Source organism: Nucisporomicrobium flavum, from assembly GCF_016464385.1.
GTDB classification, from domain to species: domain Bacteria; phylum Actinomycetota; class Actinomycetes; order Mycobacteriales; family Micromonosporaceae; genus Actinoplanes; species Actinoplanes flavus_A.
The window spans coordinates 159679-176025 of record NZ_JADMLH010000010.1 but is presented as its reverse complement, the minus strand read 5'-3'; the positions used below and the strand labels follow the sequence as shown (position 1 = coordinate 176025).

Sequence of the window (16347 nt, the reverse complement as noted above, 5' to 3'; positions counted from 1 at the left end):
CACCGGAACCCTCTTCGTAGAGCCTGCGAACAGGGAGATGACCATGGCACGACCCATCACGCTCTTCACCGGCCAGTGGGCCGACCTGCCGTTCGAGGAGGTCTGCCGGCTGGCCTCCGAGTGGGGCTACGACGGCCTCGAGATCGCCTGCTGGGGCGACCACTTCGAGGTGGACCGGGCGCTCGCCGAGGACGACTACGTCGACCGCAAGCGCGAGCAGCTCGCCAAGCACAACCTGCGCGTCTTCGCGATCTCCAACCACCTCGTCGGCCAGGCCGTCTGCGACCACCCCATCGACGAGCGCCACAAGGACATCCTGCCGGCGGCGATCTGGGGCGACGGAGACCCTTCGGGGGTACGGGACCGTGCCGCGGAACGCATGAAGGACACCGCCCGGGCGGCCGCCAAGCTGGGCGTCAAGACGGTCGTCGGCTTCACCGGCTCGTCGATCTGGCACACCGTGGCCATGTTCCCGCCGGTGCCGCCCGCGATGATCGAACGCGGCTACCAGGACTTCGCCGACCGCTGGAACCCCATCCTCGACGTCTTCGACGAGGTCGGCGTCCGCTTCGCGCACGAGGTGCACCCCAGCGAGATCGCGTACGACTACTGGACGACCCGGCGCACCCTCGAGGCCATCGGCGACCGCCCGGCGTTCGGGCTGAACTGGGACCCGTCCCACTTCGTGTGGCAGGACCTCGACCCGGTCAACTTCATCCTCGAGTTCAAGGACCGGATCTACCACGTCGACTGCAAGGACGCGAAGGTCCGTACGGGTGACGGCCGCCGCGGCCGGATGTCGTCCCACCTGCCCTGGGCGGACCTGCGCCGCGGCTGGGACTTCGTCTCGACCGGCCACGGCGACGTGCCGTGGGAGGACTGCTTCCGGGCCCTGAACGCCATCGGGTACGACGGCCCCATCTCGATCGAATGGGAGGACGCGGGCATGGACCGCCTGGTAGGAGCCCCGGAGGCGCTGCAGTTCGTCCGCCGGCTCGCCTTCGACGCCCCGTCCGCGGCGTTCGACGCGGCCTTCTCGTCCTCGTCCTGACCCGCCACCCGGCCGGGGTGGCGGTCTGCCCGCCACCCGGCGCGGGCGGCGTCGTGCGGCGTCCTGGGCACATGCCGATGGCCCGGTCCCTCAGCGGGACCGGGCCATTCGGCTGCGGTGGGTCAGTACGTGGTGCCCGTGCTGTTCGAGCTGACGCTCGAGGTCGACAGGTCGCCGGTGGTGGTGTCCGACGTCGAGGACGACGAGCTGGCCGACGACAGCTTCTCACCGAGCTTGGACTGGTTCAGCTTGTCCTTGCCCTCGGTGTAGAGCTTGTTGGCCTGGGCCTGGGCGACGCCGGCGGCCTCCTGGACCGTCGGGTGCTCCCACACCTTCCTGGCGTTGGCCGTGATCTCCTCGTACTTCTCCCGGCCGGCACGGCTGCCCAGGACGAAGCCCGCCGCGAGACCCGTGATGAACATGAGCTTTCCGCGCATGGCGGCTCCTTCCGTTCGTTGACGCGCGTGCGTCTGGTTCCGGTCCATACCCATCCTGCCGCTGGATCATTCGCCCCGGCTGCGTTTCGTCCCTGTTGCGGCTCTCCCGGGTGTGTCGGATCCCTCGCCGGGGGTGCGGCGCCGCTCCTGACCGAGCGCGTCGGCCTGCTTCGGATCGCTTGTCTGCGTCGCCGTGCGAGCGATGATCGCGCCGGGCCGGCCTCACGCGTGCCGCTGGGTGCGCGCCGTGCTCAGCGGGCGCGGCGCGCACCGTGCCGGTGTGTCGGGTACCCCTGGCGCGCGAGGCCGCCTCGGTCATGTATTGTTTTCCCGGTCGCCACGACAACCCGCGAGAGCGGGGAGCCGCGGTCCGATCCCCTGTAGCTCAATTGGCAGAGCAGCCGGCTGTTAACCGGCAGGTTATTGGTTCGAGTCCAATCGGGGGAGCTCTCTCACGTATTCGCCCGTCAGCCCGCCGCGAAGATTGTCTTCCGGACCCAGGTGAGGGCCGTCGGCCCGGTTGCCGTCCGCGCTGCATCGAGGCTGAGCTGGCCGCGGGTGATGTCGGACCCGGTGAGGGCGGCGGTGTCACCCGGGGAGTTCACAGCCGTGGCTATGGACAGGCTCGCGGTGCGGGATTTCGCTGTGACGCCGTCCAGGCCGGCGTCCTTGTCTTCGCAGGTCTGACAGTGCTTCGCGGTCGCCGGGCCGGCGGTGAGGATCAGCGCGCAGGCGCAGCCGGTCAGTGCAGCGGCGACGATGCGACGCGGGCTGGGCCGGCGACGGCTCGGGCCGCCGGATGCGCGGCCGCGTGTGGCGATCAGGTTCATCGGAGTCTCCTTGTCATGCTGAGCGCGCTGATGCGTCATGACTGCAGCACCCAGTTCGAGACGGCTGTGGGTGGCACGCTGACGCTGTTGCTGCCGATTCCGTCGACAGGTTCCAGGATGATGTCGAACCTGTCCGGTACGAGGGCGAACACCTGATAGGTGCCTGCGCCGGGGTTGAAGGCGTACGAGCCGTCCGCCATCGTCGTGGTGGTCTGGACGGCTTTCGTCGGAAACGCGCGGATCTCCATCGTGACGCCGGCCAGCGGGCGCCCGTCGGAGTCCACGACGCTCCCCATGATCACCGTGTCGCCGGCTGTCGTTCCGGTCGAGTCGATCCCATCCCAGCCGGATTCCTCCTCGGTGTCCTCCCAGGGCTCTACGCCGGTGATCGAGATCGACCCCGGGTCGATCAGCTCCGTCTCGTCGGTCTCCGTCGCAGCGGGCTCGAGGTGAATCGGAGCTGTCTCCGCCGGTACGGAATCGGCTGTTCTCGTCGTTGCCTCCCGGGCGGTGCAGCCGGTCAGCGTGACTGTGACCGCGGCGATGAGCAGAGACGTTGCGATAGTCCTGTGGCCTCTCGGGCCTACGAGCAGGTGTTTCATTGCGATTCCCCCGTTTCGGCGCGCCGGATGCTGCGCCATGGAGTCATCGTCGCCAGCCGGCCGGCTCCCGCCAATGAGGGAGTCCCTCCCATCCGAGGAGGGCAATCCCTCCGCTTGGCCCATGAACCATCAAGAAACAGGATGAAAATGGAAAATGGGGTCATGCGCTTCGCCGGATCAGTCCGCACGCCCGCGGCAGGGCCGGCGATCGCCGCGTTGGCGGGAGTGGCAGTGGCCCTCGTCGGACTCGTCGTCTCGACCCCTCACAGGCCGTACCCGTGGTCGGTGTGGGCGCCCGTTCAGTGCGTCGGCCTCTCCTTCGTCGTGGCCGGCGCGGTGGGCTGGTGGCGCCAGCCGGCCAACGGCACCGGCCGGCTGATGACCGCTGTCGGCATCACCTGGTACGTCGGAGACCTGCAGGTCAGCGCCCACCCGGTGCTGTTCGCGGTCGGGTTCTGCGGCTTCTACCTGTGCGCGGCGGTCTTCACCCACCTCATCCTCGCTCTGCCGACCGGTCACATCGTCACGCGATCCGAGCGCTGGCTGGTCGCCGGCATGTACACAGTGGTGACGTCGACCCAGGTCCTGCGTTACCTCGTCGAGTACCCGGTCCAACCCCAGATCTGGGGTACGGCCGACGGCCGGTCCGTGTGGGCCCCGATCGGCAGCGTCGCCGCCGGCGCGTGCACGGTGGCGGCCTTCTGCCTCGTTGTGCGCCGCTGGCGGACCGCGCGGCGGCCGGCGCGTCGGCATCTGAGTGCCCTGTGGATGGCCGGCGCCGCCGGAGGGGCGATTTCCCTGATCTGGACTGGCGTGGTGGTGAGCAGTCCCACGGCGCGCATCAACCGCTGGCTGCTGTGCGCCTTCGCCGTTGCCCTGATCCTGGTTCCGTTCGCGGTCCTGGCCGGCGTACTGCGGATCCGGTTGGCGCGCCTGCAGGTCGCGAACCTGGTCGTACGGCTGGATGCGATCGCCGAACCCGAGCGGCTGCGTGACGCCCTCGCCGACGCTCTCGGCGACCCGGCCTTGCAGGTGTGGTTCCCTCTGCACGGCGGCGGTTACACCGACCCGGTGGGACACATCGTCGCCGACCCAGCCAGGCACGGCGCTGCGACCACGCCCGTCGAGTGCCGAGGGGAACACCTCGCCGTCCTGGTCCATGATCCGGCCCTGCTCAACCAGCGTCAGTTGGTCGAGGCGGTCATTGCGACGGCCAGGCTGGCGCTGGAGAACGCCGGGCTCCACGCCGCACAGCGCGCCCAGCTGGAGGAGGTCCGAGCCTCCCGGGCCCGCATCGTCGCCGCGGCTGACGACGAACGCCGCCGGATCCAACGCGACCTCCACGACGGGGTCCAGCACCAGCTCCTGGCGATCGCGGTGTTGGTCCGGCGGGTCCATGAGGAACTCGGTCAGCTCGACGGCTCCCGGCAATCCGTGCATCACCTCGACACGGCCGCCAACCGGCTGCACGACGTCATACGTGAACTCCGCGAACTGACCGAGGGCATCAACCCTCCCGCCCTGACCGAGCAGGGATTGGGCGCTGTGCTGGAAACCCTCGCCGAGCGTGCCCCCATCCCGGTCGAATACGAGGCCCCGCCCCGGCGCTGGCCGGCGCCGCTCGAACGCACCGCGTACTTCCTCATCAACGAGGCGCTCGCCAACATCTACAAACACGCCCGTGCCAGCCATGCGTGCGTGACTGTCACCGCCCACTCGCACGGCCTCACCGTCCGCGTTGCCGACGACGGCTGCGGCGGCGCCGACCTGACCCGGGGCAGCGGTCTTCGAGGCCTGTACGACCGCGTCGCCGCGGTCAACGGCACGCTGCGCCTCGAAAGCCCTCCCGGCCGGGGCACCACCATCGAAGCGGAGCTGCCATGCGAATCATGATCGCCGAAGACTCCGGGATGCTCCGCCAGATGCTCGTCGACCTGCTGACCCGCCACGGATTCGACGTCACCGGTCAGGCGAGCACCAAGGACGACATCGTCGCCCAGGTCGACCGCGACCCACCTGACGCAGTCCTCCTCGACATCCGCCTCCCGCCGGGGTAGAGCGACGAAGGGCTCCAGGCCGCCGCCCTCATCCGCCAACGCCACCCGGCTGTCGGACTGCTCGTCCTGTCGCACTACGCGGAGACGGCCTACGCCTTCCGGCTTCTCCAGGACGGCGCCGGTGGCGTCGGCTACCTCGTCAAGGACCGCGTCCAGGACACCGACCGTCTCATCGACGCGATCCGCCGGGTCGCGGCCGGCGAGGTCGCCGTCGACCCCGAAGTCGTCCACCGGCTGATGTTCCGCCGCCGCACCGTCGACCCGCTCGCCCAGCTCACCGACAGCGAACGCGATGTCCTCGCGCTCCTCGCCGAAGGGTTGTCGAACACCGCCATCGCCGACGGCCTGCACATCAGCATCAAGACCGTGGAGAAGCGCCTGACTGCCATCAACCAGAAACTCGGGCTCCGCACCTCTGGCACCGAACGCCCCGACGTCAACGTCCGCGTCCTCGCCGTCCTCACCTACCTGCGTAGCGCGCCCGGGACCGGCACGGCTCGTACGTGAAGGCCGGCTCCTATGTCGCCTCCTTGAGGCAGTCGAGGATCGCGGATTCGGCGGCCGGGGACTGCGCGGCGCCCGCCGGGGCCTCGGCGTGGCCCTCCATCAGCGCGTCCAGCTGCTCATCGCTGGCGTAGCGCAGATACCAGTCGGCCACGCATGACGCGGCGGGGTCCGGCACGTCGGCGGTGCGCGGGTCCTTCTTGATCGCGGCCATCACCTCGGCGTGCCCCGGCCGGTCCGGGCCGGTGCTCCGCAGCAGCACGAAGGCCGCGCCGGCCACGGCCAGGACGGCCACCGCGGCGATGAGAACGATGCGGGGGAGCCTGCTCATGCGGGACACCGTAGACGCTCGTCCGCTGTCGTGGTGACCCCTGTGGACAGCCCTGCAGGCCCCCGATGATCTGTGACCCATGTCACTTTTAGCCGTCTCTCCAGGTCGGCGGGGATGTCGATCATATGGAAGCACGTAGATATCCACAGCCGACAGAAACGGGGCAGACGCGCTCCCTCCCCCTCGCCTACGGTGTGCCCCAACACGACATGTGATGGTCTTTTACGGGGGGATCAATGCGCGCGTCGCGGGGCTTCGGCCTGCGGAGAAAAGCCTCAGTCATCGCGTTGGTCGCCTTGGGCGGCGCCCTCGCTCAAGCGCCGGCGTCGGCCGCCATGCCGGCCGAGCCGTCCGCGCCCGTGCGCGCGGCGGCCGCTGCGTCCGCCGGTCCTCGCGACCACTTCTACGACGCCGCCGGGCAGTTGGTCGCCACCAGCAACGGCACCGAGGCCGCGGTCAACACGTACGACGATGCCGGCAACCTCCTGCGCACCGAGCGCATCCCGGCGAGCCGGACCACCATCTTCGCGTTGGTCCCCGCCCGGGGCCCGGCCCGCACCAGAGTGGAGATCCAGGGCACCGGTTTCTCCGCCACCGCGAGCGCGAACACCGTCACCGTCGACGGGATCGCGGCGCCGGTGCTCGCTGCGAGCACCAACCGGCTGACGTTCGAGGTGCCCGCCGACGCCACCGCCGGTGAGGTCAAGGTCAGCGTCGACGGCGTCACCGCGACCAGCCCCAAGCCGTTCGCGCTCACCGCGGGCGCCGCCGCGCCCGCCATCACGGGGCTGTCGGCGAGCCAGGGCAACAAGAACGACGTCGTGACGATCACCGGCACCGGGTTCGACCCCGTCGCCTCGCGCAATGTGGTGATGTTCCACCGCACGGTCGCCCGGGTCGAGGAGGCGAGTGGCACCAGCCTCCGGGTCCGGGTCCCGGACGCCGCCGGTTCCGGGAAGGTCACTGTGCGGACCCCCGGCGGGACCGCTACCAGTTCGAACGACTTCCTCATCGCGCCGCGCGGGTTCGTCATGCGCGACCTCGTGTACGCCGGCATCGTGGCCAAGGACGGCGCCGCCGTCACCGCCACCATTCCGGCCGGCAAGTCGGCGCTGCTCTTCGTCGACGGCACCGCCGGCGAGCGGCTCAACATCAAGTCCTCGAACAACACCATCCCGGTCCGCTCGGCACTGTGGATGTACACGCCGTACGGCGGCAACTTCGGCCGGGGCTCGCTCGGTGACCCGATCGACATCTGGGCCGGCGCGCCGCTGAGCCAGGACCTGCCCGCCATGCCCACCAGCGGCCGGTACGCGATGGTGATCAAGCCGAACGACGGCGTCGGCGGGTCCGTCAGCATCGCCGCGTCCAGCACCCTCGCCGGGATCAGCCTGACCAAGAACGGCGCCGGCGTCCCGTTCCAGATCACCACCGCGCAGCAGCCGAAGGAATTCCCGTTCACCGCCGCGGCCAACGAGTGGCTGAGCCTCGGCCTCACCGAGCTCAGCGAGCCGTCGAACCGCTTCGTCGTCAAGATCACGGCGCCGGACGGCACCTACCAGCAGTGGGACTACGCGCTGTCGCAGTACATCCCGACCATGGTCTACAAGACCAAGGCGGCCGGCACGTACAAGCTCGCCGTGACCTTCGGGCCGAACGAGCTGGGCTTCGGCAAGGTGTGGCTGTCCGCCGTCATCAACGGGACCACGCTGGGCATCAACGGCGCGGCGGCCGACATGCGCATCGAGCGGCCCGGGCAATCGGTGCGGCTGCCCTTCAATGGCACCACCGGCCAGAACCTGCAGCTGGGCTACTCGGAGAACCTGCTGCAGCAGAACGACCGGCCGTACTATCCGGGCGCCCTGCTGATCGAGCCCGACGAGGTGCAGCGCGAGCTGCTCAGCGGTGGCTGGCCGGAAGCGCGGTCGCTGCCGACGCTGCGCAAGACCGGCACGCACTACCTGCTCATCACCGGCTGGCAGGCCGTCGGCACGGTGAAGGCGTGGCTGTCCACCGCCATCGAAGCCGGCACGCTGACGCCGAACACCCGGGCCAGCGTCACCATCGACCGGCCCGGCCGGGACGCCTACTTCGACTTCAACGGCACCGCGGGCCGGCCCATCTCGGTGGGCAGCATCGACAACGCCATCCCGGGCGAGGTGACGCTGCGGCTCTTCCGGCCGAACGGTTCGCAGGTCAGCCTCGGCAGCGGCCGCAGCTTCGACATCGCCGCCCTGCCCGACACCGGTCGCTACCGGCTCCAGGTCGACCCCGAGTCGCCCGGGACCGGCCGGATCAACGTCTACATGGCCGAGCCCGTCGACCTGGGCGCGATGGCACTCGACACCGCCCTGCCCGCGCCGGTCACCCTGCCCGGCCAGAAGGTGGTCGGACGCTTCACCGGCCAGGTCGGTCAGCGGCTGAGCCTCGGAACGCGCACGCCCATGGCGAACCTGTCGGTGCGGGTCTACAAGCCCGACGGCAGCTACTTCTACGGCTCCACCATCGACACCCGCTTCGGCCTGGACCTGCCGGCCCTGACCGTGGCCGGTGAGCACCGAGTCGAGATCAGCACCATCAACCGGGAGACCGGCGACCTCACCGTCTTCCTCTCCACCGAGGTCGACGCGGGCACGTTCACGGTGGACGGGCCGACCAGCACGATCGCGATCCCGCGCCCGGCGCAGAACGCCCGCCTGACCTTCACCGGCACCGCCGCCGACAAGATCGACATGAACATCGTCCGGCTCGGCCTCGAGGGTGGCGGCGCGTTCTACTACACGCTCATCGGTCCCGACGGCCGGACGCTCGCCAACCACTGGTGGCCCGTACGGCTGCGGGAGCAACTGCCGACGCTCACCGCGACCGGCGTGCACACCCTGATCCTCGACCCGGGCACCGGCGCCACCGGCGAGATCGACCTCGGCCTGAAGAACCGCACGACCCCGCTGGCCGCGAAGTCGACGGCGAAGGCGTTCGACGAGCCCAAGCCCGCCACCCCGGTCTGCGAGACCGAGCGGGAGGCCACGCCCGGCCTCACCGCGCCGGCGCCGGGCCAGGCGGCCACCGCGCCGAAGCCGGCGCCGCGGGCGAGCGAATGCCAGGTCAGCGCGGGATGGAAGCCGGACGCCCGCAACCTCAGCGGTGGCGGCTGGACCACCGGGGAGAAGACCCCGGCGCCGCGCGACCGGGCCCTGCAGTTCCCCGTCGGCGTCACGGGCGTCGTCGGCAAGGTCCTCGACACCTCCGGCAAGCCGCTGACCAAGGTCACGGTGCGCGCCGCCGGCAAGTCGGCGACCACGGACGCGCAGGGTCGCTTCGCCCTGGCCGGGATCCCGGGCGGTCACGTGTCGCTGCGCGTCGACGGCCGTACCGCCACCGGCACCGACGCGCACTACGGGGTGTTCGACATCGGCGTCGAGGTGGAGCGCGGGCAGGTGCTCGTCCTGCCGTACACGGTGTTCCTGCCGCAGATCGACACCGATGCGGTCGTCACCGTGCCGAGCCCGACCACCGAAGAGGTCGTGCTGACCACCAGGGCGATCCCCGGCCTCGAGGTGCACATCCCGAAGGGCACGGTGATCCGCGACTCGGACGGCAAGGTCACCCGCGAGCTCAGCCTGACCCCGATCCCGATCGACCGGCCGCCGTTCCCGCTGCCGCCGACCAAGGTCCCGGTCTACTTCAGCGTCCAGCCGGGTGGGGGAGTGCTGTTCCCCGAGGGCGCCAGGATCGTCTACCCGAACTACACCAGGGAGGCGCCCGGCACCAGGACGCAGTTCTGGAACTACGACCCCGACGGCAAGGGCTGGCATCTGTACGGCCTGGGCCGGGTCACCAGGAACGGCAAGCAGATCGTCCCCGACCCGGGCGTCAAGTTCTACCGCCTGACCGGTGCCATGACCGCGGTGCCCGGGATGAACCCGCCGCCGAAGGCACCGGTGCAGGCCGGCCCGCGCACCGGTGACCCCGTCGACCCCGCCACCGGGCTGCTGGTCGACGAGAGTGTCGACCTCGCGATCGACGACGTCATGCCGATCGAGATCAAGCGGACCTACCAGCAGGGCGACCCGGACGTCCGGGCGTTCGGTGTCGGCATGAACTTCGACTACGGCATGTTCCCGTGGTCGCCGGGCACGATCGGCAACTTCAGCTTCGAGGCGTTCGACCTCATCCAGCCGGACGGGTCGAAGATCCACTACACCCGGACCACGCCCGGCACGGACTACGCCGGCGCGGTCTTCGCGGCCGATCCGACGCCCACCCGCTACGACGGGTCCACGGTGGCCTGGAACGGCGACGGCTGGGACGTCACGATGCGCGACGGCACCGTCATCGTGCTCGGTGACGAGGCCCCGATGCAGGCCATCCGCGACAAGTTCGGCAACACCACCACCATCACCCGGGCCACCGCCGGTCCCGGCACCGACGGCAAGGTGCGGCTCAACGGCGCGATCACGCAGATCACCTCGCCGAGCGGCCGCTGGGTGCGGTTCAGCTACGACTCCGGCAACCCGCCGAGGATCAGCGCCGTCGAGGACAACCTCGGGCGGCGGGTCAGTTACACGTACGACCCGACGGGCCACCTGCGCACCGTCACCGATCCGGACAACCGGGTGACCGAGTACACCTGGGACCCGGCCGGCCGGCTCAAGACGATCATCGACGCCCGGCACAACCAGTTCCTGCTCAACGAGTACGACGACCAGGGGCGGGTCAAGACCCAGCGGACCGCGGACGACGGCCTGACCGTCTTCGACTACACCGCCGCCAACGGCGTCATCACCGAGACCAAGGTGACCGATCCGCGTGGCTTCGTGCGTCGCTTCACCTTCAACAGCCGCGGGTCGATGGTCACCGACACCCGCGCGTACGGCACCGCGAAGGCGCAGACCACCACCATCGAGTACGACGCGTCGCTGGTCCGGCCGAAGGCGAGCATCGACGCGCTGAACCGCCGCACCGGCTACGAGTACGACGCGCTGGGCCAGGTCAAGAAGATCACCTACCTGGAGGGCACGGCGCAGGCGCGGACCGAGCAGTTCGAGCGCAACGGGCCGCACGGTGAGCTGACGAAGTACACCGACGCGTACAACAAGGCGACGGTCTACGAGCTGGACACCCGGGGCGCCGTCAAGAGCATCACCGACCCGATGAACCGCAAGTCCACCCTGACGGTGAACGCGAGCGGCCTCATCACGCACCAGACCGACGCCGCGCTGAAGACCACGATCACCGAGTACGTGGGCGCCGACGCCGTGAAGGTGACCGACCCGGTGGGCCGGGCGACCCAGGCCGGCTTCGACCCGCTGGGCCGGATCATCTACCAGGCCGACGGCCGCGGCGCGGTCACCGACACCGCCTGGGGCCGCAACGACAAGATCGCGTCGATCACCGACGGGCTGGGCCGTACCGTCCACTTCCGCTACGACGCCAAGGACTTCCTGCACGAGGTGGAGGACGCCCGCGGCGGAGTCACGGTCTACGACTACAACGCGATGGACCAGCTGGCGAAGGTCACCGACCCGACCGGCAAGGCGGAAACCTTCGAGTACGACGGCAACGAGAACCTCAAGAAGCACATCAGCCGGCGCGGCATCGTCACCGAGCACGACTACGACGAGCTCAACCGGCGGTCGGAGAGCCGCATCGGGCCCGACGACACGATCGTCTACGGCTACGACCTCGGCGATCGGCTGCGCACCATCGAGGACTCGGTCGCCGGTTCGACCAGTCTGGACTACGACGAGCTCGACCGGGTCAAGGTCGAGACCACGCCGCAGGGCTCGGTCAGCTACGCGTACGGCACGACGGTGCGCGACCGGACCTTGACGCTCCCGGGCCGATCCGCGACCCGGCACGTGTACGACGCGAGCGGCGGCCTGGCGGAGATCCAGCAGGGCACCACCCAGGTCACCGTCGTCACCCCCGACCCGGTCGGGCGCACGAAGCAGATCGGCGCGCCGGGCACCGGGGTACGGCAGACCTACACCTACACCGACGCCGGCCAGATCAAGTCCATCGTCTATCAGGCCGGCAGCACCCAGCTCGGCGACCTCACCTACGACTACGACGCGGCCGGCCTGCCGATCCGCACCGCCGGCAGCTTCTCCCGCAGCGATCTGCCGCCCGCGTACGGGCCGGTGACCTACGACGAGGCCAACCGCATCAAGGCCATCGACGGCGTCGAGGTCGGCTACGACGCCGACGGCAACCTCACCTCCGACGGCACCAGCACGTTCACCTGGGACGACCGTGGGCGGCTGGCCCGGGTGTCCCGTACGGGCCTCGAGGCCACCTTCGGGTACGGCACCGACGGGCGGCGCACCACCCGTACCGTCGGCTCCGCCACCACCGACTTCCTCTACGACGGCGACAACGTCGCCCAGGAGAAGGCCGGGGACGCCGTCTCGGCGACCATGACCAGCGCGGGCGTGGACGGCTGGCAGCTGCGCGAGGCCGGCGGGACCACGAAGCGGTATCTCACCGACGCGCTCGGCAGCACGCTGGCCCTGGTCGACAACGCCGGCGCGGGGGCCTCCTACAGCTACGACCCGTTCGGCGCCACCACGGTCACCGGGACGGACGGCGGAAACCCGTACCGGTTCACCGGGCGCGAGGACGACGGGACCGGGCTGTACTACTACCGGGCCCGCTACTACAGCCCGGTCCTGCAGCGGTTCATCAGCGAGGACCCGCTCGGACTGGCGTCGGGCGACGTCAACCCGTACGCCTATGTCACCAACCGTCCGACGGCGCTCACCGACCCCACCGGGCAGAAGGCGAACTCCGGCGGCAAGCCGCAGGCGCAGAAGCCGCCGTCCGCGTCCTGCTCCCGGAACACGGTCATGGACATGGCGCAGGAAGTCGCCAACGAGGGCAACGACTACCTGCACAACCGGCTGTCCCAGGACCAGCTCGACGCGATGGACGAGGAACCGTGGCGCAAGTGGCAGTATTACGGCTCCGAGGTTCACAAGGAGACGGCCAAGCGCCTGGAGGACAAGTACCCGGGCCGGTTCACGTACCGGACCACCGGGCCGGACTTCCTCGACAACTGGAACGGCAAGCTCGTCGAGCTGACCACGCCCAAGGCGGTCAAGGCCCACAAGAAGAAGGGCGGTGACTACCTCACCTGTGAGTACGCCACCTACACCTGGGCCAAGTGACCGGCTGTTCTTCGACCACGAGCATCTGGTGGAGAAGGACTTCACCGGCCTGCGGCTCGGCTCCTTCGGCGCACACGCCTCCCGCTTCGACCGCTGCGTCTTCGCCGGGATGCGGGTGGAGACAGCGACGTTCGGTTCCGGCGTGGCGGTGTCCGAGTACGTGGACTGCGTCTTCGACGGCGCCCGGATCCAGCGGGCGATGGCCGGCTTCGCGCGGTTCGTCCGGTGCACCTTCCGCGACGTGGATCTGCGCGAGTGGGACGGCGAGTTCGTGGACATGGTCGACTGTGTCGTGTCCGGCACGGTGCGCTCCGGGCAGTTCTGGGGCGCACCGCTGCCGCAGTCCGGGGAGTCGCGCTACCGGTCGTATGCGCGCGGCCTCACCGAGCAAGGGCTCGGGGAACCGCCGGAGAGTGTGCGGGCGCTGATGCTCCGCACGGCCAACGAGTTCCACGGCAACGACTTCTCCGGCGCCGAACTCGTCAAGACGTCCTTCCGCGGTGGGGCGGACCTGACCCGTCAGCGTCTGCCGCAGGGCCCCGACTACCTGTACGTGCCGGACGCCGCGGCGGCCATCGACGCCGCCGTCGCCCGCCTGGACGCGGGCACGGTGCCCGACGCCCTGGTCGGCGCGGACCTGCAGCCCCGGGTGCGCCGGTTCCTGACCGGGGTTCTGGGGCGCGACGTCGAGCAGGGGCAGCGGCAGTTGCTCGTCCGGGCCAAGGACTTCGCGTCGCGCGGCGCCGTCAAGCCGCACGCGGCCGCCGCGGTCGCGCTGCTCGCGGATGTCATCAAGGAGTCGTAAGCCACAGCACACGGGGGAGGAACAGGCGTGAGAACCAGCACGGGACGCCGGCTCGGCGTGACGATCGCGACCGCGGTCGTCGCGCTGCCGCTGGCCGTATCGGCCGCCGCGCAGGCCGCACCGCCCGACGGTCCGGTGTACGTGCCGGCGGGCGCGGAGGTGGTCGAGGGCCAGTACATCGTGGCGTTGCGCAAGCCCGCCAAGGGATCGGTCGGCTCGCTGGCGGCCTCCGTCGCCACCCGGCACGGCGGCAAGGTGCAGCGCACGTACGGCAGCGCCCTCGACGGTTTCGTCGTCCGGGCCAGCAAGGCGCAGGCGCGCCGGATCGCCGCCGACCCGGCGGTGGCCCGGGTCGAGGCCGACACGCTGGTGTATCCGGCGGAGACCCGGCCGTACCCGATCTGGAACCTGGACCGGGTCGACCAGCGCACCTCCGTCCTCGACGACGGCTACACGTACCCCGACTCGGCGGGCGCCGGCGTGCACGTGTACGTCCTGGACTCCGGCATCCGGACCAGCCATCAGGAGTTCGGCGGCCGGGCGACCGTGGGCTTCGACGCCCTCGACGACGGCTGGAACGGGCAGGACTGCAACGTCAGCGGGCACGGCACCCACGTCGCCGGCACGGTCGGCGGGGCGACGTACGGCCTCGCGCCGAACGCCGAGCTGGTGTCCGTACGCGTGCTCAGCTGCGCCGGGCCGGGCACCCAGAGCCAGGTGATCGCGGGCATCGACTGGGTGACCGCGCATGCGCAGAAGCCGGCCGTCGCCAACATGAGCCTCGGTGGCGGCTATTCGCCGGTGGAGAACCAGGCCGTCGCGGCGTCGGTGGCGGCGGGCATCACCTACGTGGTGGCCGCGGGCAACTCCGACGCGAACGCCTGCAACTACAGTCCCGCGTCCGAGCCGTCCGCGCTGACCGTCGGCGCCAGCAACTCCGCCGACGAGCGGGCCCGCAACTGGGGCGGTACGGACCCCGGCTCCAACTACGGCACCTGCCTGGACCTGTTCGCCCCCGGCGAGAACATCAAGTCGGCCAGCAACGTCACCGACGGCGCGGCCCGCTCGCTGCGCGGCACCTCGATGGCTTCACCGCATGTGGCGGGGGCCGCGGCTCTGCTGCTCGCGGAGAACCCGGCGATGACGCCGGCCCAGGTGTCGCAGCGCATCGGTGGGGCCACCACCGTCGGCGCCCTGCGGCTGGCCACCACGGACACGTCGCCGAACAAGCTGCTCTACGTAGGACCGGAGCTGTTCAGCGGTGCTTCCTGACGCCCCGATCGGCCGCCGCGCCCTGCTGGCCGGGGCGGCGGCCACCGCTGCATCGGTCGGTGCGGCGGCCTGCTCGGCCCCGCGGCGCGAACCGGTCGCGGAGCAACCGCCCGCTGGGCAACCGCCCGCGGGGCAACCGGCCGCGGGGCCGGTCGGGCCGGTCGTCCACCAGCCCGGCATCGTCTCGCCGCCGCTGCCGGCCGTGGTGCTGACCGCGTACGACGCGACGGCGGCGGACCGCCCGGCTCTCACCCGGGCGCTGCGCGAGCTGGCACGATCGGTCCCGGCCGCCGTGGTCACGGTCGCGCTGGGCGCGTCGCTCTTCGACGGCCGGTACGGGCTGAGCCGGCCGCGGCTGCTGACGACGATGCCGGAGTTCCCCGGCGACGTCCTGGACCCGTCCTGGTGTCACGGCGACGTGCTGGTCCAGGCCGCCGCGACCGACGCCCGGGCCCTGCGCCTCCCGGCGATCCCCGGGTTGCGGCAGCGCTGGCGCATCGACGGCTTCCACCCCCGCGACCGGGGCGCCGGCGTCCGCAACCTCTTCGGGTTCCGCGAGGGCGCCGGCAATCCGGAGGCCGCGGACCCCGCCCTCATGAACGACCTGGTGTGGGTGCAGCCCGGCGACGGCGAACCGGCCTGGTGCACGGGCGGCAGCTACCTGGCCGTCCGGCTCATCCGCCTGGCGATGAGCAGCTGGGAGCGCGAGCCCCGCGACGAGCAGGAACAGGTCTTCGGCCGCGACAGGGACACCGGCGCCCCGCTGGGGCAGGGCGACGTCGACTACGCCGCGGACCCGGACGGGCGCCGCATCGCACTCGACGCCCATGTCCGCCGCGCCAACCCCGGAACCGCGGAATCGCAGCGCCACCGCATCCTGCGGCGCGGTTGGTCGTACCGGCGCGGGGAGGACGCGGGACAGATCTTCACGTGCTACCAGCGGGACGTCGAGCGGGGATTCGCGGCGATCCAGCAGCGGCTGACCGGGGAAGCCCTGGCGAAGTATCTGCTGCCCTTCGGCGGCGGCTACTACTTCGTGCCGGCGGCCGACAGGCTCAGCCTGGGCTGAGTGGCCGCGGAAAGGCAGGGGCCAGGTGCGCACGGTTCCGTTGCATCCGGCCACGGTGGTCATCCGCTGATCCGCGCGGGCGTGACCGCGGCGCCGGGCCGCAGCCCACCTGGCCCGCGGCGCCGGGCCGCAGCCCAGCTGGCCCGCGGCGCCGGGCCGCAGCCCAGCCGGCCCGCGTCGGTGTACCCCTGGACACTCGGTGAAGAGGGGAACTCGTTCC

The 16347-nt window shown here is 70.8% G+C and carries 12 protein-coding genes and 1 tRNA gene; 9 read left to right on the top strand and 4 right to left on the bottom strand.

Annotated features, from left to right (window positions below):
* Positions 1-43: 43 nt before the first annotated feature.
* Positions 44-1051 (top strand): sugar phosphate isomerase/epimerase family protein, encoded by a 1008-nt coding sequence (locus tag IT780_RS24150; RefSeq protein ID WP_199513929.1) that lies wholly within the window; start codon positions 44-46, stop codon positions 1049-1051.
* A gap of 122 nt (positions 1052-1173) precedes the next feature.
* On the opposite strand, the gene IT780_RS24145 is transcribed toward IT780_RS24150, so the two are convergent.
* Positions 1174-1488, bottom strand: coding sequence for a hypothetical protein (locus tag IT780_RS24145; RefSeq protein WP_199513928.1), 315 nt, complete (start codon positions 1486-1488; stop codon positions 1174-1176).
* A 374-nt stretch (positions 1489-1862) separates the two neighbouring features.
* Here IT780_RS24145 and IT780_RS24140 point away from each other — a divergent pair.
* Positions 1863-1935, top strand: a tRNA-Asn gene (locus IT780_RS24140).
* A gap of 20 nt (positions 1936-1955) precedes the next feature.
* Here the strand turns inward: IT780_RS24140 and IT780_RS24135 are convergent.
* Together IT780_RS24135 and IT780_RS24130 are read right to left on the bottom strand one after the other, a co-directional pair.
* Entirely contained in the window at positions 1956-2318 is a 363-nt protein-coding gene (locus IT780_RS24135; protein WP_199513927.1) for a hypothetical protein, read from the bottom strand.
* A 35-nt stretch (positions 2319-2353) separates the two neighbouring features.
* Positions 2354-2920: a carboxypeptidase-like regulatory domain-containing protein gene (locus IT780_RS24130; protein ID WP_199513926.1), complete on the bottom strand. Its 567-nt coding sequence runs from the start codon at positions 2918-2920 to the stop codon at positions 2354-2356.
* A 27-nt stretch (positions 2921-2947) separates the two neighbouring features.
* On the opposite strand from IT780_RS24130, the gene IT780_RS24125 reads away from it, so the two are divergent.
* From IT780_RS24125 to IT780_RS42095, 3 genes are all read left to right on the top strand, one after another.
* Positions 2948-4813 (top strand): sensor histidine kinase, encoded by a 1866-nt coding sequence (locus IT780_RS24125; RefSeq protein ID WP_199513925.1) that lies wholly within the window; start codon positions 2948-2950, stop codon positions 4811-4813.
* Positions 4810-4977, top strand: coding sequence for a response regulator (locus tag IT780_RS42100; protein ID WP_233413404.1), 168 nt, complete (start codon positions 4810-4812; stop codon positions 4975-4977). Before IT780_RS24125 ends, IT780_RS42100 begins: the two co-directional genes overlap by 4 nt.
* Before the next feature lie 237 nt (positions 4978-5214).
* Complete coding sequence (locus IT780_RS42095) at positions 5215-5484, top strand: response regulator transcription factor (protein WP_233413403.1); 270 nt, start codon at positions 5215-5217, stop codon at positions 5482-5484.
* A gap of 10 nt (positions 5485-5494) precedes the next feature.
* Here IT780_RS42095 and IT780_RS24115 read toward each other — a convergent pair whose 3' ends face one another.
* Positions 5495-5812, bottom strand: a complete 318-nt coding sequence (locus IT780_RS24115) for a hypothetical protein (RefSeq protein WP_199513924.1) — start codon at positions 5810-5812, stop codon at positions 5495-5497.
* 335 nt (positions 5813-6147) lie between these two features.
* On the opposite strand from IT780_RS24115, the gene IT780_RS24110 reads away from it, so the two are divergent.
* The 4 genes from IT780_RS24110 to IT780_RS24095 are packed head-to-tail and all read left to right on the top strand — an operon-like array spanning position 6148 to position 16127.
* Positions 6148-12981 (top strand): RHS repeat-associated core domain-containing protein, encoded by a 6834-nt coding sequence (locus tag IT780_RS24110; RefSeq protein ID WP_199513923.1) that lies wholly within the window; start codon positions 6148-6150, stop codon positions 12979-12981.
* Positions 12935-13786: a hypothetical protein gene (locus IT780_RS24105; protein WP_199513922.1), complete on the top strand. Its 852-nt coding sequence runs from the start codon at positions 12935-12937 to the stop codon at positions 13784-13786. The genes IT780_RS24110 and IT780_RS24105 overlap by 47 nt, the downstream gene beginning before the upstream one ends.
* Positions 13787-13813: 27 nt before the next feature.
* Complete coding sequence (locus IT780_RS24100) at positions 13814-15058, top strand: S8 family peptidase (protein WP_199513921.1); 1245 nt, start codon at positions 13814-13816, stop codon at positions 15056-15058.
* Positions 15048-16127 (top strand): Dyp-type peroxidase, encoded by a 1080-nt coding sequence (locus IT780_RS24095; protein ID WP_199513920.1) that lies wholly within the window; start codon positions 15048-15050, stop codon positions 16125-16127. The genes IT780_RS24100 and IT780_RS24095 overlap by 11 nt, the downstream gene beginning before the upstream one ends.
* Positions 16128-16347: the final 220 nt, after the last annotated feature.